The organism is Massilia sp. BHUDP2 (genome assembly GCF_046236355.1).
GTDB classification, from domain to species: domain Bacteria; phylum Pseudomonadota; class Gammaproteobacteria; order Burkholderiales; family Burkholderiaceae_D; genus Telluria; species Telluria varians.
Map to the genome: position 1 here is coordinate 1,098,770 of NZ_JBJUVW010000001.1, position 20,639 is coordinate 1,119,408.

Below are 20,639 nucleotides of genomic sequence, written 5' to 3' on the forward strand. Positions count from 1 at the left end.
AAATCATGCGCGACAAGCCGACGGGCCACAAGCACGACCATTCTTCCACCGCGGGCGAAAGCCGCGCAGGCTACGTCCGGGTGCGCGGCGCCCGCGAACACAACCTGAAGAACGTCGACGTCGACATCCCGAGGGGCAGCCTGGTGGTGTTCACCGGCGTGTCCGGCTCGGGCAAGTCCTCGCTCGCCTTCGGCACCCTGTACGCGGAAGCCCAGCGCCGCTACCTGGAGTCGGTGTCGCCCTATGCGCGCCGCCTGTTCCACCAGATGCCAGTGCCCGAGGTCGACGAGATCGACGGCCTGCCGCCGGCGGTGGCGCTGCAGCAGCAGCGCGGTTCGCCCACCGCGCGCTCGTCGGTCGGGAGCGTGAGCACGCTGTCGAATTCCCTGCGCATGCTGTATTCGCGCGCCGGCGACTATCCGCCTGGCCAGGAACTCCTGTACGCGGAATCCTTTTCGCCGAACACGCCGGAAGGCGCCTGCCCGCAGTGCTCGGGCCTGGGCCGGGTCTACGAAGTGACGGAACAATCGCTGGTGCCGGACGATTCGCTCACCATCCGCGAGCGCGCGGTGGCCGCCTGGCCGCCGGCCTGGCATGGCCAGAACCTGCGCGACATCCTGGTCACCATGGGCTACGACGTCGATACCCCCTGGCGCGACTTGCCGAAGAAGGACCGCGACTGGATCCTGTTCACCGACGAGACCCCGACCGTGCCGGTCTACGCCGGCCTCACGCCGAAGGAAACGAAGGCGGCGCTCAAGCGCAAGGACACGCCCAGCTACCAGGGCACCTTCACCGGCGCGCGCCGCTACGTGCTGCAGACCTTCGCCAATACCGAGAGCGCCTCGATGAAGAAGCGCGTGGCGCGCTACATGGTCTCGACCGAATGCCCGCAGTGCCGCGGCAAGCGCCTGCGCCAGGAAGCGCTGTCGGTCACCTTTGCCGGCATCGACATCATGGAATTGTCGCGCATGCCGCTGGCGCGGCTCAGCGAGCTGTTGCAACCCTACGCGGCCGGCGAAGCGGCCAAGGACAAGACGCGCGCCAGGGAACACCCGGAACAGATGATCGTCACCCAGCGCATCGCCCAGGACCTGTGCGCGCGCCTGCGCGTGCTGCTCGACCTGGGCCTGGGCTACCTGGCGCTGGAACGCAGCACGCCGACCCTGTCGCCGGGCGAGCTGCAGCGCCTGCGCCTGGCGACCCAGGTGCGCTCGAACCTGTTCGGCGTGGTCTACGTGCTGGACGAGCCTTCGGCCGGCCTGCACCCGGCCGATACCGAAGCGCTGCTCGATGCGCTCGCACAGTTGAAGAGCGCGGGCAACTCGCTGTTCGTGGTTGAGCACGCGCTCGACGTGATCCGGCAGGCCGACTGGATCGTCGACGTCGGCCCGCAAGCGGGCGAGAAGGGCGGGCAGGTGCTGTACAGCGGCGAGCCCGGCGGATTGAAGAAGGTCGCCGACTCGCAGACGCGGCGCTACCTGTTCAACGAAGCGCCGTTGGAAAAACGCGCGCCGCGCCAGCCGGTCGGCTGGCTGCGTCTGGAGGGCGTGCGCCGCAATAACCTCGACGGGGTCAAGGCCGACTTCCCGCTCGGCGTGCTGACGGCGGTCACCGGCGTGTCCGGTTCCGGCAAGTCGAGCCTGGTCAGCCAGGTGCTGGTGGAGCTGGTAAGCAGGGCCCTCGGCCAGGGCGCGCCAGAGGCCGATACCCCGGAGGCCGAAGAACCGGGCCTGGAACAGGAAGCCGCCTTGCCGCTCGAAGGGCGCATCGTCGCCGGCATGGAGGGAATACGGCGCATGGTGCGGGTCGACCAGAAGCCGATCGGCCGCACCCCGCGTTCCAACCTGGCCACCTATACCGGCCTGTTCGACCAGGTGCGCAAGCTGTTCGCCGCCACGCCGGACGCGAAGAAGCGCCGCTATGACGCCGGCCGCTTCTCCTTTAACGTGGCCAAGGGGCGCTGCGAGCATTGCGCCGGCGAAGGCTTCGTCATGGTCGAGCTGCTGTTCCTGCCCAGCGTGTATGCGCCATGCCCGACCTGCGAAGGCGCACGCTACAACGCCAAGACCCTGGAAGTGCGCTACCGCGGCAAGAACATCGCCGAGGTGCTGGGCATGACGGTGGGCGAGGCGATTCGCTTCTTCGAAGGCGAGCCGCTGGTCGAGCGCTCGCTCGAGGTGCTGCGTGAAGTCGGCCTCGATTACCTACGCTTGGGCCAGCCGGCGACCGAACTGTCGGGCGGCGAGGCGCAGCGCATCAAGCTGGCGGCCGAGCTGCAGCGCGCCGGGCGCGGCAACACCCTGTACGTGCTGGACGAGCCGACCACCGGCCTGCACCCGCGCGATGCCGACCGCCTGGTGGCGCAGTTGAACCGCCTGGTCGACGCCGGCAACACGGTGATCGTGGTCGAGCACACCATGCGCGTGGTGGCGGGCTGCGACTGGGTGATCGATGTCGGCCCGGGAGCGGGCGACGAGGGAGGCAAGCTGATCTGCGCCGGGCCGCCGCAAGAGGTGGCGCGCTGCAAGGCCAGCCGCACGGCGCCATATCTTGCGACCCATCTTGCATAAAGGATTCGTCGGAATCTAATTTCCGTATTAACAATTGAGATGTCGATCATTCATCCAATTGTGTGACGGAAAATACGACCATGCGTTACACTTGGGATATTTTTTCCCTAACTTTTCGTCACGCATGGCCGGCCCTTCCATCGATAATTCACAATTTCGCCGCATCTTGAGCCGCAACGTCGCCTTGCCGCTGGGATTGAGCGTCGTTACCGCAATCGTATTCGTCGCCTTGATCGCTTACCTGATCAATGCACTGAACCGGGTCGAGCATTCCGAGCGCGTCATCGGCAATGCGCAAGAGGTCAGCAAGCTTGCGGCCGACATGGAAGCCGGGATGCGCGGCTACCTGCTTGCCGGCGACGAGGCTTTCCTTTCACCTTATCTGCTCGCCCTGCAGCGCGTACAGAGCGGACTCGGATCGATGAGCGAGATGGTCGCGGACAATCCGGCCCAGATTGACCGGATCAAGCGCATCCAGGCCTCGCAGATGCAATGGAAGGCCTTCGCCGCCGAGATGATCGAACGGCGCCGCCGCAACGATCCGACCTACCTCGACGCCGTACGTAGCGGCCGCGGCAAGATCCTGATGGACGAGATCCGCCGTTCCTTCGACGACTTCCTCGACGTCGAGCGCCGCCTGCTGCGCGAGCGCAACGACGAGGCACGCCGCGTCACGACCTGGTCGGTGATTTCCTTCCTGCTTCTCAGCCTGCTGGTCGGCGGCGGCCTGGCCATGTTCGGGCGCCGCCAGCTGGTCATGCTGTCGGATTCCTACCAGGAGACGCTGGAGCACGAGGCCGAGCACAACGCCCAGCTGCGCCACCAGGACTGGCTGCGCGCGGGCCAGACCGAGTTGTCCACGCTGAGCGCCGGCATCCATTCGCTGGAACCGCTGGCCGACGCCGTGCTGGGCTACCTGATCCGCTACCTGGACGGTGCGGTTGCATCCATGTACGTGAACGGCGAGGACGGCGTCCTGCGCCGCATCGGCGCCTACGGCTTCGCCTTCGACAAGGCCGACGACGCCCAGGTCATCATGCCGGGCCAATCGCTGGCCAGCCGCGCGGCGATCGAGGGCCGCCTGCTGGTGCTGCACGACCTGCCGGACGGCTACATCAAGGTGGCCTCGAGCCTGGGCGACGCGCCGCCGCGCGAACTCGTAATCTCGCCGGTGCACAACCACGGCAAGATCAAGGGCGTGATCGAGATCGGCTTCCTGCATCCCGTGACCGCGCGCGACCGCGAGTTCATGGAACTGATCGCCCCGGCGGTCGGCGCCTCGATGGCGGCGGTGCTGTACCGCCTGCGCCTGCAGCATGCGCTGGAAGAGACCCAGACCCTGAACGAGGAATTGCAGGTCCAGCAGGAAGAGCTGCGCACCGCCAACGAAGAGCTGGAAGAGCAGTCGCGCGCGCTGGAAGAATCGCAGACCGCGCTGGAGAACCAGCAGTCCGAGCTGCGCGCCACCAACGACCAGCTGGCCGAGCAGGCGCTGAACCTCGACATGAAGAACGCGGCCCTCACCGGCGCCCAGGACCAACTGCGCCAGCGCGCGCTGGAGCTGGAACGCGCCAGCCGCTACAAGTCTGAATTCCTGGCCAATATGTCGCACGAGCTGCGCACGCCGCTCAACAGCTCGCTGATCCTGGCCAAGCTGCTGGCCGACAACGCCAGCGGCAACCTCAATGACGAGCAGGTGCGCTTCGCCCAGACCATCTACTCGGCCGGCAACGACCTGCTACATCTGATTAACGACATCCTCGACATCTCGAAGGTCGAGGCGGGCAAGCTCGAGCTGGTGCCGGAAGAGGTGCCGCTGCGCCGCATGGTCGAGGGCCTGGCGCGCACCTTCGAGCCGCTCGCACGCCAGAAAATGCTCGACTTCAGCGTGACGATCGACCCGAATGTGCCGCCCACCATCACCACCGACCGCCAGCGCGTCGAGCAGATCCTGAAGAACCTGCTGTCCAACGCGGTGAAGTTCACCGACAGCGGGCAGGTAGCCATGACGCTGGGCGTGACGCCGGAAGGCTGGGTGCAGTTCGGCGTGCGCGATTCCGGCATCGGCATCGCCCCGGACCAGCAGGACAAGATTTTCGACGCCTTCCACCAGGCCGACGGCACCACCAGCCGCCGCTTCGGCGGCACCGGCCTGGGCCTGTCGATCTCGCGCGACCTCACCAACCTGCTGGGCGGCACCCTGAACGTGTCGAGCCAGCCGGGCGAGGGCAGCCTGTTCACCCTGAGCCTGCCGCGCAGCGGCGCGGTGGCGGCCACCCCGCCGGCGGCGCCGGCCCTGAATGCCCCGCAGCCGGCCCCGCTGGCGACGCCGGCGCCGACCAGCGCTCCGGCATCGATGGAGCCGGCCGCCAGCTTCGCGGACGACCGCGACCTGCCTGCGGCAGGCACGCGCACCGTGCTGGTGATCGAGGACGAACCCGAATTCGCGCGCATCCTGTTCGACCTGGCGCACGAACTCGACTACCGCTGCCTGGTGGCGCTGAGCGCCGGCGAGGGCCTGGCGCTGGCCGCCAGCCAGAAGCCGGACGCGGTGCTGCTCGACATCCGCCTGCCGGACAGCTCCGGCCTGTCGGTGCTGCAGCAGCTGAAGGACAACCCGGCCACCCGCCACATCCCGGTGCACATCGTCTCGAGCATGGAAAACGGCGGCGAGGCCCTGCACCTGGGCGCGATCGGCTATGCGCTGAAACCCACCAGCCGCGAGCAGCTGGAAGAGGTGTTCCGCAAGCTGCAGGAAAAATCGAGCCAGAAGATCAAGCGCGTGCTGCTGGTCGAGGACGACGAGCGCCAGCGCGAGAGCGTGGTGCAGCTGATCGCCGACACCGATGTCGAGATCCGGGCGGTCGGCATGGGCGGCGACGCCCTGGCCCTGCTGAAGGAGCAGATCTTCGACTGCATGATCATCGACCTGAAACTGCCCGACATGCAGGGCGGCGAGCTGCTCGAACGCATGGCCAGCGAGGAAGTCTGCTCCTTCCCGCCGGTAATCGTGTACACCGGCCGCAACCTGACCCGCGACGAAGAGGCCGAGCTGCTCAAGTATTCGCGCTCGATCATCATCAAGGGCGCGCGTTCGCCCGAGCGCCTGCTGGACGAGGTGACCCTGTTCCTGCACAAGGTGGAAAGCGAGCTCTCGTCCGAGCGCCAGACCATGCTGAAAGCCGTGCGTGGACGCGACCGCGTGTTCGAAGGGCGTACCATCCTGCTGGTGGACGACGACGTGCGCAACGTGTTCGCGCTGACCAGCGCGCTCGAATCGCGCGGCGCCAAGGTCGAGGTGGGCCGGAATGGCTTCGAAGCCATCGCCAAGCTCGACGAGGTGCCGGGCATCGACCTGGTGCTGATGGACGTGATGATGCCGGGCATGGACGGGCTGGAAGCGACCCGCCGCATCCGCGCGGACGGCCGCTTCGACCGCCTGCCGATCATCGCGATCACGGCCAAGGCGATGAAGGACGACCAGGAGCAGTGCCTGGCCGCCGGCGCCAACGATTACCTGGCCAAGCCGATCGACCTCTCCCGCCTGTACTCGCTGCTGCGGGTGTGGATGCCGACACTGGAACGTATTTGAGCACGCCAATGAGCCCCATCGATCCGACACCGCCGGACGACTTCGACATCGAGCTGAAGATGCTGGTGGAAGCCGTCTACCTGAAGTACAACTACGACTTCAGGGACTATACGGGTGCGTCGCAGAAGCGCCGCATCCTGGTGGCCATGCGCGAGATGGACTGCGACACCGTGTCCGCGCTCCAGGCCAAGGTGATGCACGAGCCGGACGGCTTCGCCCAGCTGCTGCAGTATCTGACGATTCCGGTCACCGAGATGTTCCGCGATCCGGAATACTGGCTGGCGCTGCGCGAGCACGTGGTGCCTTTTCTCAAGACCTATCCTTCGCTGAAGGTATGGGTGGCGGGCTGCAGCACCGGCGAAGAGGTGTATTCGCTGGCCATCCTGCTGCAGGAAGAAGGCCTGCTGGACCGCACCATCATCTACGCCACCGACATCAACCCCGAATCGCTGGAGGCGGCGCGGCGCGGGGTGTTCAACCTCGAACGCATGCGCCTGTACACCGAGAACTACCAGAAGGCCGGCGGCAAGCGCGCTTTTTCCGACTATTACACGGCGGCCTACAACGGCGCGCTGTTCGACCGCGCCCTGATCGAGAACGTGACCTTCGCCGACCACAGCCTGGCCACCGATACCGTGTTCTCGGAGACCCATTTCGTCAGCTGCCGCAATGTGCTGATCTATTTCAACCGCAAGCTGCAGAACCGCGTGCTCGGCCTGTTCCACGAATCGCTGTGCTACCGCGGCTTCCTGGGCCTGGGCAGCAAGGAGAGCATCGAGTTCTCCAGCTATGCCGACCGCTTCGACGTGCTGGCCCGGCGCGAGCGCATCTACCGCAAGGGTGCCCTGTGAGCATCCCGGCGAGCGCCCTGGCGGACCTTGGCGCGGCCCTGCGCGGCCGCCGCGTGGAGCTGGTCGTCATCGGCGGCTCGGCCGGCGGCGTCGATGCCCTGATTGGCCTGCTGCCGGCCATCCCGGCTGGTTTTCGCCCCACCGTCGTGTGCATCCTGCACGTGCCGCCCGATCGCGACAGCCGCCTGGCCGAGCTGTTCGAGCTGCGCGCCGCGCTGCCGGTGCGCGAGGCGCGCGACAAGGAGCAGCTCGAACCCGGCGTGATCTATTTCGCCGGTTCGGGCTATCATCTGTCGGTCGAGCGCGACCGCTGCTTCTCGCTCAGCTGCGAGCCGCCGGTGCAGTTCGCGCGCCCGGCGATCGATGTGCTGATGGAGTCAAGCGCCGACGCCTATGGCCCGGCGCTGGCCGGCATCCTGCTGACCGGCGCCAACCACGACGGCGCCGACGGCATGTGCCATATCCGCGAGCGCGGCGGGCTGACCGTCGTGCAGGACCCGGGAGAGGCCCAGGCCAGCGCCATGCCGATCGAGGCGATCCGGCGCTGCGCGCCCCATCTCGTGCTGCCGCTGTCCGGTATCCGGACACTGCTTCCCATGCTGAGGAACTTATGAGCCTGCAAGACCCTAGCAAACTTTTGATCGTCGACGACCTGCCGGAGAACCTGCGCGCCCTCGATGCCCTGATCCGCGGCGAAGGACGCCTCGTCTACCAGGCTTCCTCGGGCGAGGAAGCGCTGGCGCTGATGCTCGAGCACGACTTCGCGCTGGCCATCCTCGACGTCCAGATGCCGGGCATGGACGGCTTCGAACTGGCCGAGATGATGCGCTCCACGTCGCGCACCCGGGCCATCCCGATCGTGTTCGTGTCGGCCGCCGGCCGCGAGCTGAACTACGCCTTCAAGGGCTACGAGACCGGCGCCGTCGACTTCCTCTACAAGCCGCTCGACTCGGACGCGGTGCGCAGCAAGGTCAACGTGTTCGTCACGCTCGACCAGCAGCGCCGCCAGATGCAGCGCCAGATGGCCGCGCTCGAGCGCAGCCGCCAGGAACAGGAAACCCTGCTGCGCGAACTGAACCAGACCCAGGAAGAGCTGCAGCGCTCGCTGCGCATGCGCGACGAATTCATGTCGCTGGTGGCGCACGAGCTGCGCACGCCGCTCAACACCCTGTTCCTGGAAGCGCAGATGCGCAGCCTGCAGCTCAAGCGCGGCACCCTGGCCACGATCAAGCCCGACCAGTTCGAAGCCATGATCAAGCGCGACGAGCGCCAGATCAAGGCCATGATCCGCCTGATCGACGACATGCTCGACGTCTCGCGCATGCGCAGCGGCCAGCTGTCCATCCGCCCGGGCCAGGTGCAGCTGATGGATCTGCTGGAACGCGTGGTCAGCGACCTGTCGCTGCAGGCGGCGGCCACCGGTTGCAAGCTGTCCCTGCAGCCGCATCCGCCGGTGGAGGGCTGCTGGGACGAGTTCCGCATCGAGCAGGTGGTGGTCAACCTCTTGACCAATGCGCTGCGCTACGGCGGCGGGCAGCCGGTCGAGGTGAGCGTGCAGTACGCCGACGACACGGTGCGGATCGACGTGCGCGACGAGGGCAAGGGCATCGCCCAGAGCGACCTGGAACGCATTTTCGAGCCCTACGAGCGCGGCGCGCGCAACGGCGAGCCCAAGGGCCTGGGCCTGGGCCTGTACATCTCGCGCCAGCTGGCCATTTCGCACGGCGGCGAATTGCGCGTGAGCAGCAAGCCGGGGGAGGGCTCGACCTTCTCGCTGATCCTGCCGACCTGCGAGCAGACGGTCGATACGGCCACCACGGCTTGAAGACGTCTGTATCGTGAGACGGGCGGGCTTGGCCGCCCATCTCACGAAACCATCCTGTCACACTTCTCCACTATTCTTCCAATCGAAGCACGGGTTGCATCACGCTGTCGTTTCGTCCACACTCACAAATTGGGCTGGCTTGCCGGCTCGATAATCCCTTCGCGGGGAGAGCAATACTTGTTCGATAGTTAAAATCAATCGGCAGTATCGTATCAATCAATTTCACAAAAGACGCTCAGGTCGGTACACTGGCGTCTATCAAATCTTTTAACCACCCGAAAACAGGAGATTACATGTCCCTCATCAACACCCAGATCAAGCCGTTCAAAGCCACCGCTTACCACAACGGCAAGTTCATCGATCTGACGGAAGAGAACTTCAAGGGCACCTGGTCGGTTCTGATGTTCTACCCGGCTGACTTCACCTTCGTCTGCCCGACCGAACTGGAAGACCTGGCTGCCTTCCAGCCTGAATTCGAGAAGATGGGCGTGAACGTCTACGGCGTGTCGACCGACAGCCACTTCGCCCACAAGGCATGGCACGACACCTCGGACGCCATCAAGAAAGTGAACTACCCGCTGATCGGCGACCCGACCGGCACCCTGTCGCGCAACTTCGAAGTCATGATCGAAGAAGAAGGCATGGCACTGCGCGGCACCTTCGTGATCAATCCGGAAGGCCAGATCAAGGTCATGGAAGTGCACGACAACGGCATCGGCCGCGACGCGTCGGAACTGATGCGCAAAGTCAAGGCTGCCCAGTACGTCGCTTCGCACCCGGGTGAAGTGTGCCCGGCCAAGTGGACCGAAGGCGCTGAAACCCTGACCCCGTCGCTGGACCTGGTCGGCAAGATCTAAATAGCAGTTCAGTAGTACTGTCCCGGGCCGCCGTGGGCGGCCCGGTGCATTTCAGGGATCCGTTTCGATCCCGGGCACCGCCATATACTCAAACAACAACGTCATAGTCGAGGAAAATATCATGCTGGACGCAACCCTCAAGAAGCAGTTGCAGGCCTATCTGGAAAAAGTGGTGCAGCCGATTGAGCTCGTTGCATCGCTGGATGATTCGCCGAAAGCGCGCGAAATGGATGAACTGCTCCGCGAAATCGCCGCGTTGAGCGACAAGATCACCGTGCGCACCGACGGCACCAATGCCCGCAAGCCTTCGTTCTCGATCAAGCGCGTGGGCACCGATATCGCCGTGGATTTCGCCGGCATCCCGCTCGGCCACGAATTCAGCTCGCTGGTGCTGGCGCTGCTGCAGGTGGGCGGTCACACGATCAAGCTGGACCAGGCTGTCATCGACCAGATCAAGAACCTGGACGGCGACTACGTATTCGAAACCTTCATCTCGCTGAGCTGCCATAACTGCCCGGAAGTGGTGCAGGCCCTCAACGCGATGTCGGTCATTAACCCGCGCATCAAGGTCGTCGCCATCGACGGCGGCGTGTTCAAGAGCGAAGTCGAAGCGCGCCAGATCATGGCGGTACCGATGATGTTCCTGAACGGCCAGCACTTCGGCCAGGGCCGCACCAGCGTGGAAGAGATCCTGTCGAAGATCGACACCGGCGCCGGCGCCCGCAAGGCCGCTGAGCTGAACCAGAAAGACCCGTTCGACGTCTTGATCGTCGGCGGCGGTCCTGCCGGCGCGGCCGCGGCGATCTACGCTGCCCGCAAAGGCATCCGTACCGGCGTGCTGGCCGACCGCTTCGGCGGCCAGGTGCTGGACACGCTCGCCATCGAGAACTTCGTCTCGATGAAGGAAACCGACGGCCCGAAGTTCGCCGTCGCCCTGGAAGAGCACGTCAAGCACTACGAAGTCGACATCATGAACACCCAGCGCGCCAACAAGCTGGTCGAAGGCAAGATGATCGAGGTGCACACCGAGACCGGCGCCGTATTGAAGAGCAAGTCGGTGATCATCGCCACCGGCGCCCGCTGGCGCGAGATCAACGTGCCGGGTGAGCGCGAGTACCGCAACAAGGGCGTGGCCTACTGCCCGCACTGCGACGGCCCGCTGTTCAAGGGCAAGCGCGTGGCCGTGATCGGCGGCGGCAACTCGGGCGTGGAAGCGGCGATCGACCTGGCGGGCATCGTCAAGGAAGTGACCCTGATCGAGTTCGGCGCCGAACTGCGTGCCGACGCGGTCCTGCAGCGCAAGCTCTACTCGCTGAAGAACGTCACCGTGATCAAGTCGGCGCAGACCACCGAGATCCACGGCGACGGCAAGATCGTCAACGGCCTGTCGTACAAGGACCGCAACAGCGGCGAACTGAAGCGTGTCGACCTGGAAGGCGTGTTCGTCCAGATCGGCCTGGTGCCGAACGCCGAATGGCTGAAGGGTACGCTGGACCTGTCGGCGCACGGCGAAATCGAAGTCGACGCCAAGGGCCAGACCTCGATCCCGGGCGTGTTCGCGGCCGGTGACGTGACCACGGTGCCGTTCAAGCAGATCGTGATCGCGGTCGGCGAGGGCGCCAAGGCATCGCTGGCGGCCTTCGACTACCTGATGCGCCTGCCGGTGGAAGAAGAAAGCACTGCCGAGGAAGCCAAGGCAGCCTAAGTAAACCAGGAACGCCATTCCCGTCATGGGGATGGCGTTTTTTTTACGGCTGCGAAATCCAGTTTACTGGATGAATGAATCCAGTATAATGGATTCATGGACATCAACGAACTGATCTCCCGCCGCGTACGGATCCTGCGCGAGAAACGGGGCTATTCCCTGGCCACCCTTGCCGAGCTGAGCGGGGTGGGCCGCTCGACCATCTCCCTGATCGAGCGCGGCGAGAGCAGCGCCACCGCCACCGTGCTCGACAAGCTGGCCACCGCCCTCGGCGTCTCGCTGGCGGCGCTGTTCGAGCAAGGCGGCGACGGCGATAGCGCGCCGTCGCCGGTCTCCCGCGCCGCGAAGCAGCCGGTGTGGACCGATCCCGTCAGCGGCTACCGGCGCCGCCACCTGTCTCCCGCCGCGCCTTCGCCGATCCAGCTGGTCGAGGTCGTGTTCCCGGCCGGGCAACGGGTGGCCTTCGACACCTCGGTGCGCGATGCCGACATCCAGCAGCAGGTGTGGATGATCGACGGACAGATGGACATCACGGTCGGCGACGCCCGTTGGCAGCTAGCAGCGGGCGACTGCCTGGCGATGCGCGTCGACCGGCCGGTCAGCTTCCACAACCCCGGCAGCAGGGATGCGCGCTACCTGGTGGCGCTGGTCACGTCGAACAGGAGGAACCCATGAGCGACTACCTGATCGTGCGGCGCCTCGGCGGTAGGGAAGCCGCGGCCGCCGTCGAGGGGTTGGCGGACGTGCTGGTCGATTGCGTCGAAGGCGGCGCGTCCGTGAGCTTCATGCTGCCGCTGGCGCGCGAGAAGGCGCTGGCCTTCTGGCGTGGCGTGGCCGACGGCGTCGCACGCGGCGAGCGCGCCTTGCTGGTGGCCGAAGACGCGCATGGTGCGATCGTCGGCACCGTGCAGCTCGTCATGGCGATGCCGGACAACCAGCCGCACCGGGCCGACGTCGCCAAGATGCTGGTGCATCGCCGCGCGCGTCGCGCCGGGGTGGGGCGGCGGCTGCTGGCGGCGCTCGATGAGGTGGCGAAGGAGGAGGGGAAAACCGTGCTGGTGCTCGATACGGTGACGGGTGGCGACGCCGAGCGCCTGTACGAGCGGGCCGGGTGGCAGCGCGCCGGCGTGGTGCCGAAGTTTGCGCTCATGCCCGACGGCGCATTCTGCGCGACGACCTTCTTCTACAAACATCTCTGAAGAGTGCCCTGCAAATCCGCCGAATGATTGCCTGGGGCGACCCTACACCACATACAGCTTTGCTTGCACCGGGGATACCGATGAAGTCGCTGCCAAGCCGCTATGGTAAGACAGCAACCACTATCAGACAGCTGCCAATCAGTGGAAAGCGACGAGCAGGGCGCCGGTCAGCGCTTCGGTCTCCAGCAGCAGCCAGGTGGCCGCACTGGCCAGTGCCAGGTGGACTGCGGTCCAGGTCATTGGGTGACGGCGTGCCATGATGAGACTCCCTGATCGGTTGGATTCGTAGTGATGATGGTGTCATCTTAGTCACTCCTCTCGATGGTAACCATCGGCAAAACCTCCGTGGGTTTGTAGGAGTAAACCTTGTGACATTGTCACGATGAATTTTGTCATGCGACTTAGTTGAGTTCCTACGGGAGAGCTAGGCCGCGTCCTATAGGTGCGGTGATGCGGCGGGCATAGAGTAGCCTCCATCATGACCCGACACGAACCCAAACTCCTGCACCGCGGCCTGCTCGCCGTGCGCCGCAATACCATCCGCCGCCTGCTGCGTTCCACCTTCGAAATCGAACAGCTGCGCGACGGCCAGCAACGCGTCATCGACAGCGTCCTCGATGGCAAGGACACGCTGGCGATCATGCCCACCGGCGGCGGCAAGTCGCTGTGCTACCAGATCCCGGCCAAGATGCTCGAAGGGATCACCATCGTCGTCTCGCCCCTGATTTCCCTGATGAAAGACCAGCTCGAAAAACTCGAAGAGCTGGGTATCCGTTCGGTCCAGGTCAACAGCAGCCTGAACGCCGAGGAAGAAGCGGCCGCGATCGAGGCGATCGCCAGCGAAGCCTGCGAGATCGTGTTCTGCACCCCGGAACGCCTGGTCTCGCCCGAATTCATCGCGGTCCTCCAGCAGGTCACGCTCGACATCGTCGTGGTCGACGAAGCCCACTGCATCTCGCAATGGGGCCATGATTTCCGCCCGGCCTACATCGGCCTGTCGGCCGCCCTCGACGCCCTCGGCAAGCCGCCGGTGCTGGCCCTGACGGCGACCGCGACCGACGAGGTCATGGCCGACATCGGCAAGCAGCTGGGCCGCAAGCTGAACGTCATCAACACCGGCATCTACCGGCCGAATCTGCATTACAGCGTGGTCCAGGTGACCAATCCCCAGGAAAAGCTGACGCAGGCACGCAAGCTGGTGCAGGAGACGGAAGGAACCGGCATCGTCTACGCCGCCACCGTCAAGATGGCCGAAGAGATGCTGGCGGTGCTGGAAGAGGCCGGCGAATCGGTCACGATCTACCATGGCAAGCTGTCCAGCGCCGAGCGCAAGCTGAACCAGGACCTGTTCATGGATGGCGAGCGGCGCGTGATGGTCGCCACCAATGCCTTCGGCATGGGCATCGACAAGAGCGATACCCGCTTCGTGATCCACCTGCAGATTCCCGCCAACCTCGAATCCTATTACCAGGAATCGGGCCGCGCCGGACGCGACGGACTGGACGCCACCTGCACGCTGCTGTTCCTGCAGGACGACAAGCGCATCCAGCAATTCTTCCTGGTCAAGCACTATCCGGCGGCGGCCGAGCTGCAGACGGTCTATACCGTCGTGCGCGAGCTGGCGCAAGAAGCGCCCGTCACCACCGCGCGCCTGGAAGAAGCTTTGGAAGAGGCGGGCGAAGCCAAGCTCAAGGTATGCATCAAACTCTTGAAGGACGGCAAGCTGCTGCGCCAGAACCGCAAGCTCGAATACCTGCCGACCAAGGGTGAGCCTGACCCGCAAGTGTTCGGGCAATTGGCGGAGGTATATGTTCAGAAGGCTGAACGGGACCGCGAAGCGCTCGATCAAATGGTAGGCTATGCGGTAAGCGGCTTCTGTCGCTGGAAGCTGTTGCTGGATTACTTTGGCGACGAAGTCGAGGGCTTCGAGAAGTGCTGCAAGTGCGATAACTGCCTCAATCCGCCGGCGCTGGCGCTCGACGAGATCGAGATCCGCGACGACGAGTTCGACCGCGAACCGGCGCCCGAGGCTTCCGGACCGAAGTTCGAGGTCGGCAGTCGTGCCAGGGCGCCGAAGCATGGCGAAGGCGTGATCGTCGCCGTCGCAGGAAGCCAGGTGACACTGGAATTTCCCGACCAGGAAGAACCGCGAACCTTCCTGGCCGAGTTTCTCGAGCCGGCATAAGCCGCGCATTCTATGTGAAGGGACCGCATGGGGGACATGGTCGTCGTCCGCAAGGAAGGTTTGTATTGCGTACCTGGAGGGTTCTACATCGATCCCTGGCGCCCGGTCGACCGGGCCGTGATCACGCATGCCCACGGCGACCATGCGCGCTACGGCCACGGGCATTACCTGGCAGCCGCGCCCGGCGTCGGCGTGCTCACATCGCGCCTGGGCGACATCCACGTGCAGGGTCTGGAGTACGGCGAAAGCATTACCCATAACGGCGTGCGCATCTCGCTGCACCCGGCCGGCCACGTGCTTGGCTCGGCGCAAATCCGCATGGAGTGCGGCGGCGAGGTCTGGGTCGCCTCCGGCGACTACAAGGTCGAGCCGGACAAGACCTGCGCCCCCTTCGAGCCGGTGCGCTGCGACACCTTCATCACCGAATCCACCTTCGGCCTGCCGATCTACCGCTGGGACCCGGAGCAGCAGGTCATCGACGAGATGAACGCCTGGTGGCGCCGCAATGCCGAGGAAGGGCGCTGCAGCGTGGTCTTCGCCTATGCCTTCGGCAAGGCCCAGCGCATCCTGTCGCGCCTGGATCCTTCGATCGGGCCGATCGTCTGCCACGGGGCGGTGGAGCCGCTCAACCGGGTCTACCGCGCCGGCGGGGTCGAGCTGCCCGACACCGTCATGGTCAGCGAGATCGAGAAGGCGGCCTTGCGGCGCGCGATCGTGATCGCACCGCCGTCCGCCAGCGGCTCGCCCTGGATGAAGCGCTTCGGCGACTACAGCGATTCCTTCGCCAGCGGCTGGATGCTGCTGCGCGGCGCGCGGCGGCGGCGCGGCGTCGACCGCGGCTTCGTGCTGTCCGACCATGCCGACTGGCCCGGCCTGATGAGCGCCATCAAGGCCACCGAAGCCCAGCAGATCATCGTCACCCACGGCTCGATTCCGACCATGGTGCGCTGGCTGTGCCAGAACGGGCTGGATGCCAAGGGTTTCGATACCGAATACGGCGACGAGGAAGAAGACGAGGCGACTGCGCCGGCCGGCGCGGCGGCGAACAAGGCGCCGCAGGAGGCGCAGGGAGAGTCCGATGCGTGAATTCGCCCGCCTCTACGCCGAGCTTGACGAAACCACCTCCACCACCCGCAAGCTCGACGCCCTGCAATCCTATTTCTCGCACGCCGCGCCTGAAAACGCGGCCTGGGCCGTGTACTTTCTGGCCGGAGGAAAGCCCCGGCAAGCCGTACCAACGAAGTTGCTGCGCCAGTACGCGATCGAGTACGCCGGCCTGGACGAGTGGCTGTTCGACGAGTCCTACCATGCGGTGGGCGACATGGCCGAGACCATCGCCCACATCCTGCCGCCGCCGACCCGGCGCAGCGATGTCGGCCTGGCCGAATGGATGGAGCAGCGGATCGGCCCGCTGCGCGGCGCCGACCCGGGCACGATCAAGGAGGCCCTGTACGCGGCCTGGGATGAACTCGACTGGCGCGAACGCTTCCTGTTCGTCAAATTGATCGGCGGGGGCTTCCGCGTCGGTGTATCGCGCCTCCTGGTCACGCGCGCGCTGGCGGCGATTGCCGCCGTCGACAGCAAGCTGATCGCCCAGCGCCTGATGGGCTGGACCGACAACTCGGTGCGGCCGACCGCCACCAGTTTCCTGCAGCTGATCGCCGCGCAGTCCGACGAGGAACACAAGCTGCGCGGCGGCCAGCCCTATCCCTTCTTCCTGGCGCACCAGCTGCAGGGCGAGCCTGCCGCTTTAGGCGAAATCGACGACTGGCAGGTGGAGTGGAAGTACGACGGCATCCGCGCCCAGTTGGTGCGCCGCGGCGGTCAGAACTTCCTGTGGTCGCGCGGCGAAGACTTGATCACCGAGCGCTTTCCCGAGCTGGCCAATGTGCGCATCCCGGAAGGGACGGTGCTCGATGGCGAAGTCCTGATCTGGCAGCCTGGCGTCGATGCCCCCGCGCCCTTTGCCGACCTGCAGAAGCGCATCGGCCGCAAGACCCTGAGCGCCAAGCTCTTGAGCGAACTGCCGGCGGTGCTGTGCTGCTACGACCTGCTCGAATTCGGCGGCGTCGACCTGCGCGCGCTGCCCCAGCACGAGCGGCGCGCGCTGATGGAAACCGAGGTGGCGGCGATCGACCTGCCGCAACTGCGTCTCTCGCCCGTGATCCGGGCCGACAGTTGGGAAGAGCTGGCCAGCTTGCGCAGCGAATCGCGCGAGCGCGGCGTCGAAGGCATGATGCTCAAGGCGAGGAGCGCCCAGTACGGCGTGGGCCGCACCAAGGACGTCGGCACCTGGTGGAAGTGGAAGATCGACCCCTACACGGTGGATGCGGTGCTGATCTACGCCCAGGCCGGCAGCGGCCGCCGCGCCTCGCTCTACACCGACTACACCTTCGCGGTGTGGGACGGAGAGGGCGGGGAACGCAAGCTGGTCCCCTTCGCCAAGGCCTATTCCGGGCTCACGGACGCCGAGATCCAGCAGGTCGACAATGCGGTGCGCAAGACCACCATCGAAAAATTCGGGCCGGTGCGCTCGGTGAAGCCGACCATGGTGTTCGAGATCGGCTTCGAGGGCATCGCGCTGTCGACGCGGCACAAGGCCGGCATCGCGGTGCGCTTCCCGCGCATCCTGCGGCGCCGCTTGGACAAGCCGGTCGAGGAGGCCGATACCCTCGACACACTGAAAGGCCTGCTGGCCGCGGCTGGTGCATGAGCAAGAATCCTGTTACCGAACGCATCGACGCCTGGTTCGCCGCGCGCGGCTGGACCGTGTTCCCCTTCCAGCGCAAGGTGTGGACAGCGGCCTTGAAGGGCCAGTCCGGCCTGCTGCATGCGAACACCGGCGCCGGCAAGACCTTCGCCGTCTGGTTCGCGGCCCTGCAGCGCGCCGGCCTCAAGACAGGCCGCCACACGGCCGGCCTGCGCGTGCTGTGGATCACCCCGATGCGCGCCCTGGCCGCCGACACCATGCGTGCGCTGGAAGAGTCCGCTGCCCAGCTCATGCCCGAATGGCAGGTGGGCGCGCGCACCGGCGATACCGGCTCGGCCGAGCGGGCGCGCCAGACGCGCAAGATGCCCGCTACCCTGGTGACCACGCCCGAGAGCCTGTCGCTGATGCTCAGCCACGCTCAAGCGGCCGAGCAGTTCAAGCACCTGGACATGATCGTCATCGACGAATGGCATGAACTGATGGGCAGCAAGCGCGGCGTGCAGGTGCAGCTGGCGCTGGCGCGCCTGCGCCACTGGCGCCCGGAACTGCTGGTGTGGGGCGTTTCGGCCACCATGGGCAACCTGGACCTGGCGCGCCAGGTGCTGCTCGGTGGTGACGAGGGCGTGCTGGTCGAAGGCGACCTGCGCAAGAAAATCGAGGTCGATTGCCTGATTCCCGAGAACGTGGCGCGCTTCCCCTGGGGTGGTCACATGGGCCTGCAGATGCTCGGTCCCGTGATCCGCGAGATCGAGCAGCACGAGGCGACTCTGGTGTTCACCAATACCCGCGCCCAGTCCGAGATCTGGTACCAGAACATCATCGACGAGCGTCCCGACTGGGCCGGGCTGGTCGCGCTGCACCACGGCTCGCTCGACCGCGAAGTGCGCGAGTGGGTCGAGATGGGCCTCAAGAAAGGCGAGCTGAAGGCGGTGATCTGCACCGCCAGCCTGGACCTGGGCGTGGACTTCCTGCCGGTCGAGCGCGTCCTGCAGGTGGGCAGCGCCAAGGGCATTGCGCGTCTGCTGCAGCGGGCCGGGCGCAGCGGCCACGCGCCGGGGCGGGTCTCGCGCGTGACCCTGGTGCCGACCAACAGCCTGGAGCTGCTGGAGGCGGCCGGCGCCAAGAAGGCGGTGGCGGCGCGCCGCATCGAGGGCCGCTACGTGCCCAACAAACCCTTCGACGTGCTGGTGCAGCACCTGGTGACGGTGGCGCTGGGCGGCGGATTCATTTCCAGTGAGCTGTACCAGGAAGTCAGGCGCGCCTGGTCCTACCGCAACCTGGACGAGGAAGAATGGCAGTGGGCGCTCGATTTCGTCGCGCGCGGCGGCCAGAGCCTGCTGGCCTATCCGGAATACCGGCGCGTACTGCCGGACGAGGAGGGCGTCTACCGGGTGCCGGATACGGCGATCGGACGGCGCCACCGCATGGGCATCGGCACCATCGTGTCCGATTCCACCATCTCGGTGAAGTACATGAGCGGGGGCCGCATCGGCAGCGTCGAGGAATCCTTCATCTCGCGCATGAAGCCCGGCGACCACTTCCTGTTCGGCGGGCGCATCCTGGAATTCGTGCGCGTGCACGAGATGACGGCCTTCGTCAAGCGCGCCACCAGCAACCGCGGGGCGATCGCGCGCTGGGGCGGGGCCAAGATGCCGATGTCCTCGGAGCTGGCCCATGCGGCGCTGGAGGAGCTGCGCCTGGCATCAACAGGCATCTACGACAGCCCGGAGATGGAGGCGATCCGGCCGCTGATCGAAATCCAGTGCCGCTGGTCGGCGCTCCCGACCAACGAGACCCTGGTCCTGGAGAGCATGAAGAGCCGCGAAGGCTGGCACCTGTTCGTCTATCCCTTCGCGGGGCGCTCGGTGCACATGGGACTGGCCTCGCTGTTCGCCTATCGGATCGGGCGCATGCAGCCCTCGACCTTCTCGATTGCGATCAACGACTACGGGTTCGAACTGCTCACGCCGGAACCGGTGGACTGGACCCGCATGTTCGAAGGCGACATGGGCCATGACGTGGACCTCTTCACGACCGACTGCCTGCTGGAGGACGTGCTGGGCAGCCTGAACGCGACCCAGCTGTCGCAGCAGCGCTTCCGCGAGGTGGCGCGCATCGCCGGCCTGGTGTTCCAGGGCTATCCCGGCCAGCCTAAATCGAACCGTCAGCTGCAGGCTTCGTCCTCGCTGTTCTTCGAGGTCTTTCGCAAGCACGATGCGGGCAACCTGCTGCTCACCCAGGCGCAGCGCGAAGTGCTGGAGCAGGAGCTGGAACTGACGCGCCTGCGCGAGACCCTGGTCGAACTGCACGGGCGCCGCGTCGCCTACCGCGAGGTCAAGCGCGCCACGCCCTTCGGTTTCGCGCTGATGGTCGAGCGCTTCCGCGAGAAGGTCAGCACCGAGAAGCTGTCCGACCGCGTCGCCCGCATGGTGCGCGAACTCGAAAAGGCGGCAGCGGCATGAGCAGCGTCGCGGTCCGTGTCGCCGGCGAGACGCTCTTGCTGCTGCCGGAGAAGGCGCTGTACTGGCCGCATGAAAAGATGCTGGCCATCGCCGACATCCACTTCGGCAAGGCGGCGGCCTTCCGCGCCCTCGGGGTGCCGGTGCCGCGCGGGACCACCACCGAGAACCTGGCAGGGCTGGACGCCCTGGTCGAGGCGCATGGGGCGCGCCACGTGGTTTTCCTGGGCGATTTCCTGCATGCGCGCGCGGCCCATGCCAGCGCCACCCAGCAAGCCATGCTGGCCTGGCGCGAGCGGCGCCGTGACTTGCAGCTGACGCTGGTGCGCGGCAACCACGACCGTCACGCGGGCGACCCGGCCGCGGCGCTTCGCATCGACCTGGTGGACGAGCCGCATGCGCTCGGCCCCTTCGCCTTCTGCCACCATCCGGATCTCGCCACCCCGGGCTACGCCCTGGCCGGCCACATCCATCCGGTCTACGTGCTGGCAACCCGTTTCGATGCGCTGCGCCTGCCGTGCTTCGTGGTCGGGCAGGACCGCATGATCCTGCCATCCTTCGGCGCCTTCACCGGCGGTCATGCGATCCGCCCGGAACCGGGCGACAGCATCTACGTGACGTCGGGAGACGCCGTTCACTGCGTACGATAGCGTACCGACCCCTTGTCGTGCTGGGGCGACAAT

Annotated in this window: 14 protein-coding genes; all 14 read left to right on the plus strand. The window is 66.0% G+C overall.

Going from position 1 to position 20,639, the window contains the following annotated elements:
* The first annotated feature begins 5 nt into the window (after positions 1 to 5).
* The gene (uvrA, locus tag ACK6C6_RS04850) at positions 6 to 2,573 is read left to right on the plus strand and encodes an excinuclease ABC subunit UvrA (RefSeq protein WP_409266183.1); all 2,568 of its coding nucleotides are present in this window, start codon (positions 6 to 8) and stop codon (positions 2,571 to 2,573) included.
* A gap of 124 nt (positions 2,574 to 2,697) precedes the next feature.
* Complete coding sequence (locus ACK6C6_RS04855) at positions 2,698 to 6,165, plus strand: response regulator (RefSeq protein ID WP_409266184.1); 3,468 nt, start codon at positions 2,698 to 2,700, stop codon at positions 6,163 to 6,165.
* An 8-nt stretch (positions 6,166 to 6,173) separates the two neighbouring features.
* The gene (locus ACK6C6_RS04860) at positions 6,174 to 7,016 is read left to right on the plus strand and encodes a CheR family methyltransferase (protein WP_409266185.1); all 843 of its coding nucleotides are present in this window, start codon (positions 6,174 to 6,176) and stop codon (positions 7,014 to 7,016) included.
* The gene (locus ACK6C6_RS04865; protein WP_409266186.1) at positions 7,013 to 7,630 is read left to right on the plus strand and encodes a chemotaxis protein CheB; all 618 of its coding nucleotides are present in this window, start codon (positions 7,013 to 7,015) and stop codon (positions 7,628 to 7,630) included. Before ACK6C6_RS04860 ends, ACK6C6_RS04865 begins: the two co-directional genes overlap by 4 nt.
* The gene (locus ACK6C6_RS04870) at positions 7,627 to 8,841 is read left to right on the plus strand and encodes an ATP-binding protein (protein WP_409266187.1); all 1,215 of its coding nucleotides are present in this window, start codon (positions 7,627 to 7,629) and stop codon (positions 8,839 to 8,841) included. Before ACK6C6_RS04865 ends, ACK6C6_RS04870 begins: the two co-directional genes overlap by 4 nt.
* 293 nt (positions 8,842 to 9,134) lie before the next feature.
* Positions 9,135 to 9,698 carry an alkyl hydroperoxide reductase subunit C gene (ahpC, locus tag ACK6C6_RS04875; RefSeq protein ID WP_027864232.1) on the plus strand — a complete coding sequence of 188 codons (564 nt, stop codon included), beginning with the start codon at positions 9,135 to 9,137 and terminating at the stop codon, positions 9,696 to 9,698.
* A 121-nt stretch (positions 9,699 to 9,819) separates the two neighbouring features.
* Positions 9,820 to 11,403: an alkyl hydroperoxide reductase subunit F gene (ahpF, locus tag ACK6C6_RS04880; RefSeq protein ID WP_409266188.1), complete on the plus strand. Its 1,584-nt coding sequence runs from the start codon at positions 9,820 to 9,822 to the stop codon at positions 11,401 to 11,403.
* A gap of 96 nt (positions 11,404 to 11,499) precedes the next feature.
* A complete protein-coding gene (locus tag ACK6C6_RS04885) occupies positions 11,500 to 12,078 on the plus strand; it encodes a helix-turn-helix domain-containing protein (RefSeq protein ID WP_409266190.1) in 579 nt (192 codons plus the stop codon).
* On the plus strand, positions 12,075 to 12,602 hold the full coding sequence (locus ACK6C6_RS04890; RefSeq protein WP_409266191.1) for a GNAT family N-acetyltransferase: 528 nt from the start codon (positions 12,075 to 12,077) through the stop codon (positions 12,600 to 12,602). Before ACK6C6_RS04885 ends, ACK6C6_RS04890 begins: the two co-directional genes overlap by 4 nt.
* A gap of 478 nt (positions 12,603 to 13,080) precedes the next feature.
* Complete coding sequence (locus ACK6C6_RS04895) at positions 13,081 to 14,787, plus strand: RecQ family ATP-dependent DNA helicase (RefSeq protein WP_409266192.1); 1,707 nt, start codon at positions 13,081 to 13,083, stop codon at positions 14,785 to 14,787.
* A 27-nt stretch (positions 14,788 to 14,814) separates the two neighbouring features.
* A complete protein-coding gene (locus ACK6C6_RS04900; protein ID WP_409266193.1) occupies positions 14,815 to 15,873 on the plus strand; it encodes a ligase-associated DNA damage response exonuclease in 1,059 nt (352 codons plus the stop codon).
* A complete protein-coding gene (locus tag ACK6C6_RS04905) occupies positions 15,866 to 17,500 on the plus strand; it encodes an ATP-dependent DNA ligase (RefSeq protein ID WP_409266194.1) in 1,635 nt (544 codons plus the stop codon). Before ACK6C6_RS04900 ends, ACK6C6_RS04905 begins: the two co-directional genes overlap by 8 nt.
* Positions 17,497 to 19,959, plus strand: coding sequence for a ligase-associated DNA damage response DEXH box helicase (locus ACK6C6_RS04910; protein ID WP_409266195.1), 2,463 nt, complete (start codon positions 17,497 to 17,499; stop codon positions 19,957 to 19,959). Before ACK6C6_RS04905 ends, ACK6C6_RS04910 begins: the two co-directional genes overlap by 4 nt.
* Positions 19,956 to 20,606 (plus strand): ligase-associated DNA damage response endonuclease PdeM, encoded by a 651-nt coding sequence (gene pdeM, locus ACK6C6_RS04915; RefSeq protein ID WP_409266196.1) that lies wholly within the window; start codon positions 19,956 to 19,958, stop codon positions 20,604 to 20,606. The genes ACK6C6_RS04910 and pdeM overlap by 4 nt, the downstream gene beginning before the upstream one ends.
* Positions 20,607 to 20,639: the final 33 nt, after the last annotated feature.

What these genes read in the sequence shown, in the direction of transcription:
- uvrA (WP_409266183.1), top strand. Translation starts at nt 6, where the DNA reads ATGCGCGACAAGCCGACGGGCCACAAGCACGACCATTCTTCCACCGCG.
- ACK6C6_RS04855 (WP_409266184.1), top strand. Translation starts at nt 2,698, where the DNA reads ATGGCCGGCCCTTCCATCGATAATTCACAATTTCGCCGCATCTTGAGC.
- ACK6C6_RS04860 (WP_409266185.1), top strand. Translation starts at nt 6,174, where the DNA reads ATGAGCCCCATCGATCCGACACCGCCGGACGACTTCGACATCGAGCTG.
- ACK6C6_RS04870 (WP_409266187.1), top strand. Translation starts at nt 7,627, where the DNA reads ATGAGCCTGCAAGACCCTAGCAAACTTTTGATCGTCGACGACCTGCCG.
- ahpC (WP_027864232.1), top strand. Translation starts at nt 9,135, where the DNA reads ATGTCCCTCATCAACACCCAGATCAAGCCGTTCAAAGCCACCGCTTAC.
- ahpF (WP_409266188.1), top strand. Translation starts at nt 9,820, where the DNA reads ATGCTGGACGCAACCCTCAAGAAGCAGTTGCAGGCCTATCTGGAAAAA.
- ACK6C6_RS04885 (WP_409266190.1), top strand. Translation starts at nt 11,500, where the DNA reads ATGGACATCAACGAACTGATCTCCCGCCGCGTACGGATCCTGCGCGAG.
- ACK6C6_RS04890 (WP_409266191.1), top strand. Translation starts at nt 12,075, where the DNA reads ATGAGCGACTACCTGATCGTGCGGCGCCTCGGCGGTAGGGAAGCCGCG.
- ACK6C6_RS04895 (WP_409266192.1), top strand. Translation starts at nt 13,081, where the DNA reads ATGACCCGACACGAACCCAAACTCCTGCACCGCGGCCTGCTCGCCGTG.
- ACK6C6_RS04900 (WP_409266193.1), top strand. Translation starts at nt 14,815, where the DNA reads ATGGGGGACATGGTCGTCGTCCGCAAGGAAGGTTTGTATTGCGTACCT.
- ACK6C6_RS04905 (WP_409266194.1), top strand. Translation starts at nt 15,866, where the DNA reads ATGCGTGAATTCGCCCGCCTCTACGCCGAGCTTGACGAAACCACCTCC.
- ACK6C6_RS04910 (WP_409266195.1), top strand. Translation starts at nt 17,497, where the DNA reads ATGAGCAAGAATCCTGTTACCGAACGCATCGACGCCTGGTTCGCCGCG.
- pdeM (WP_409266196.1), top strand. Translation starts at nt 19,956, where the DNA reads ATGAGCAGCGTCGCGGTCCGTGTCGCCGGCGAGACGCTCTTGCTGCTG.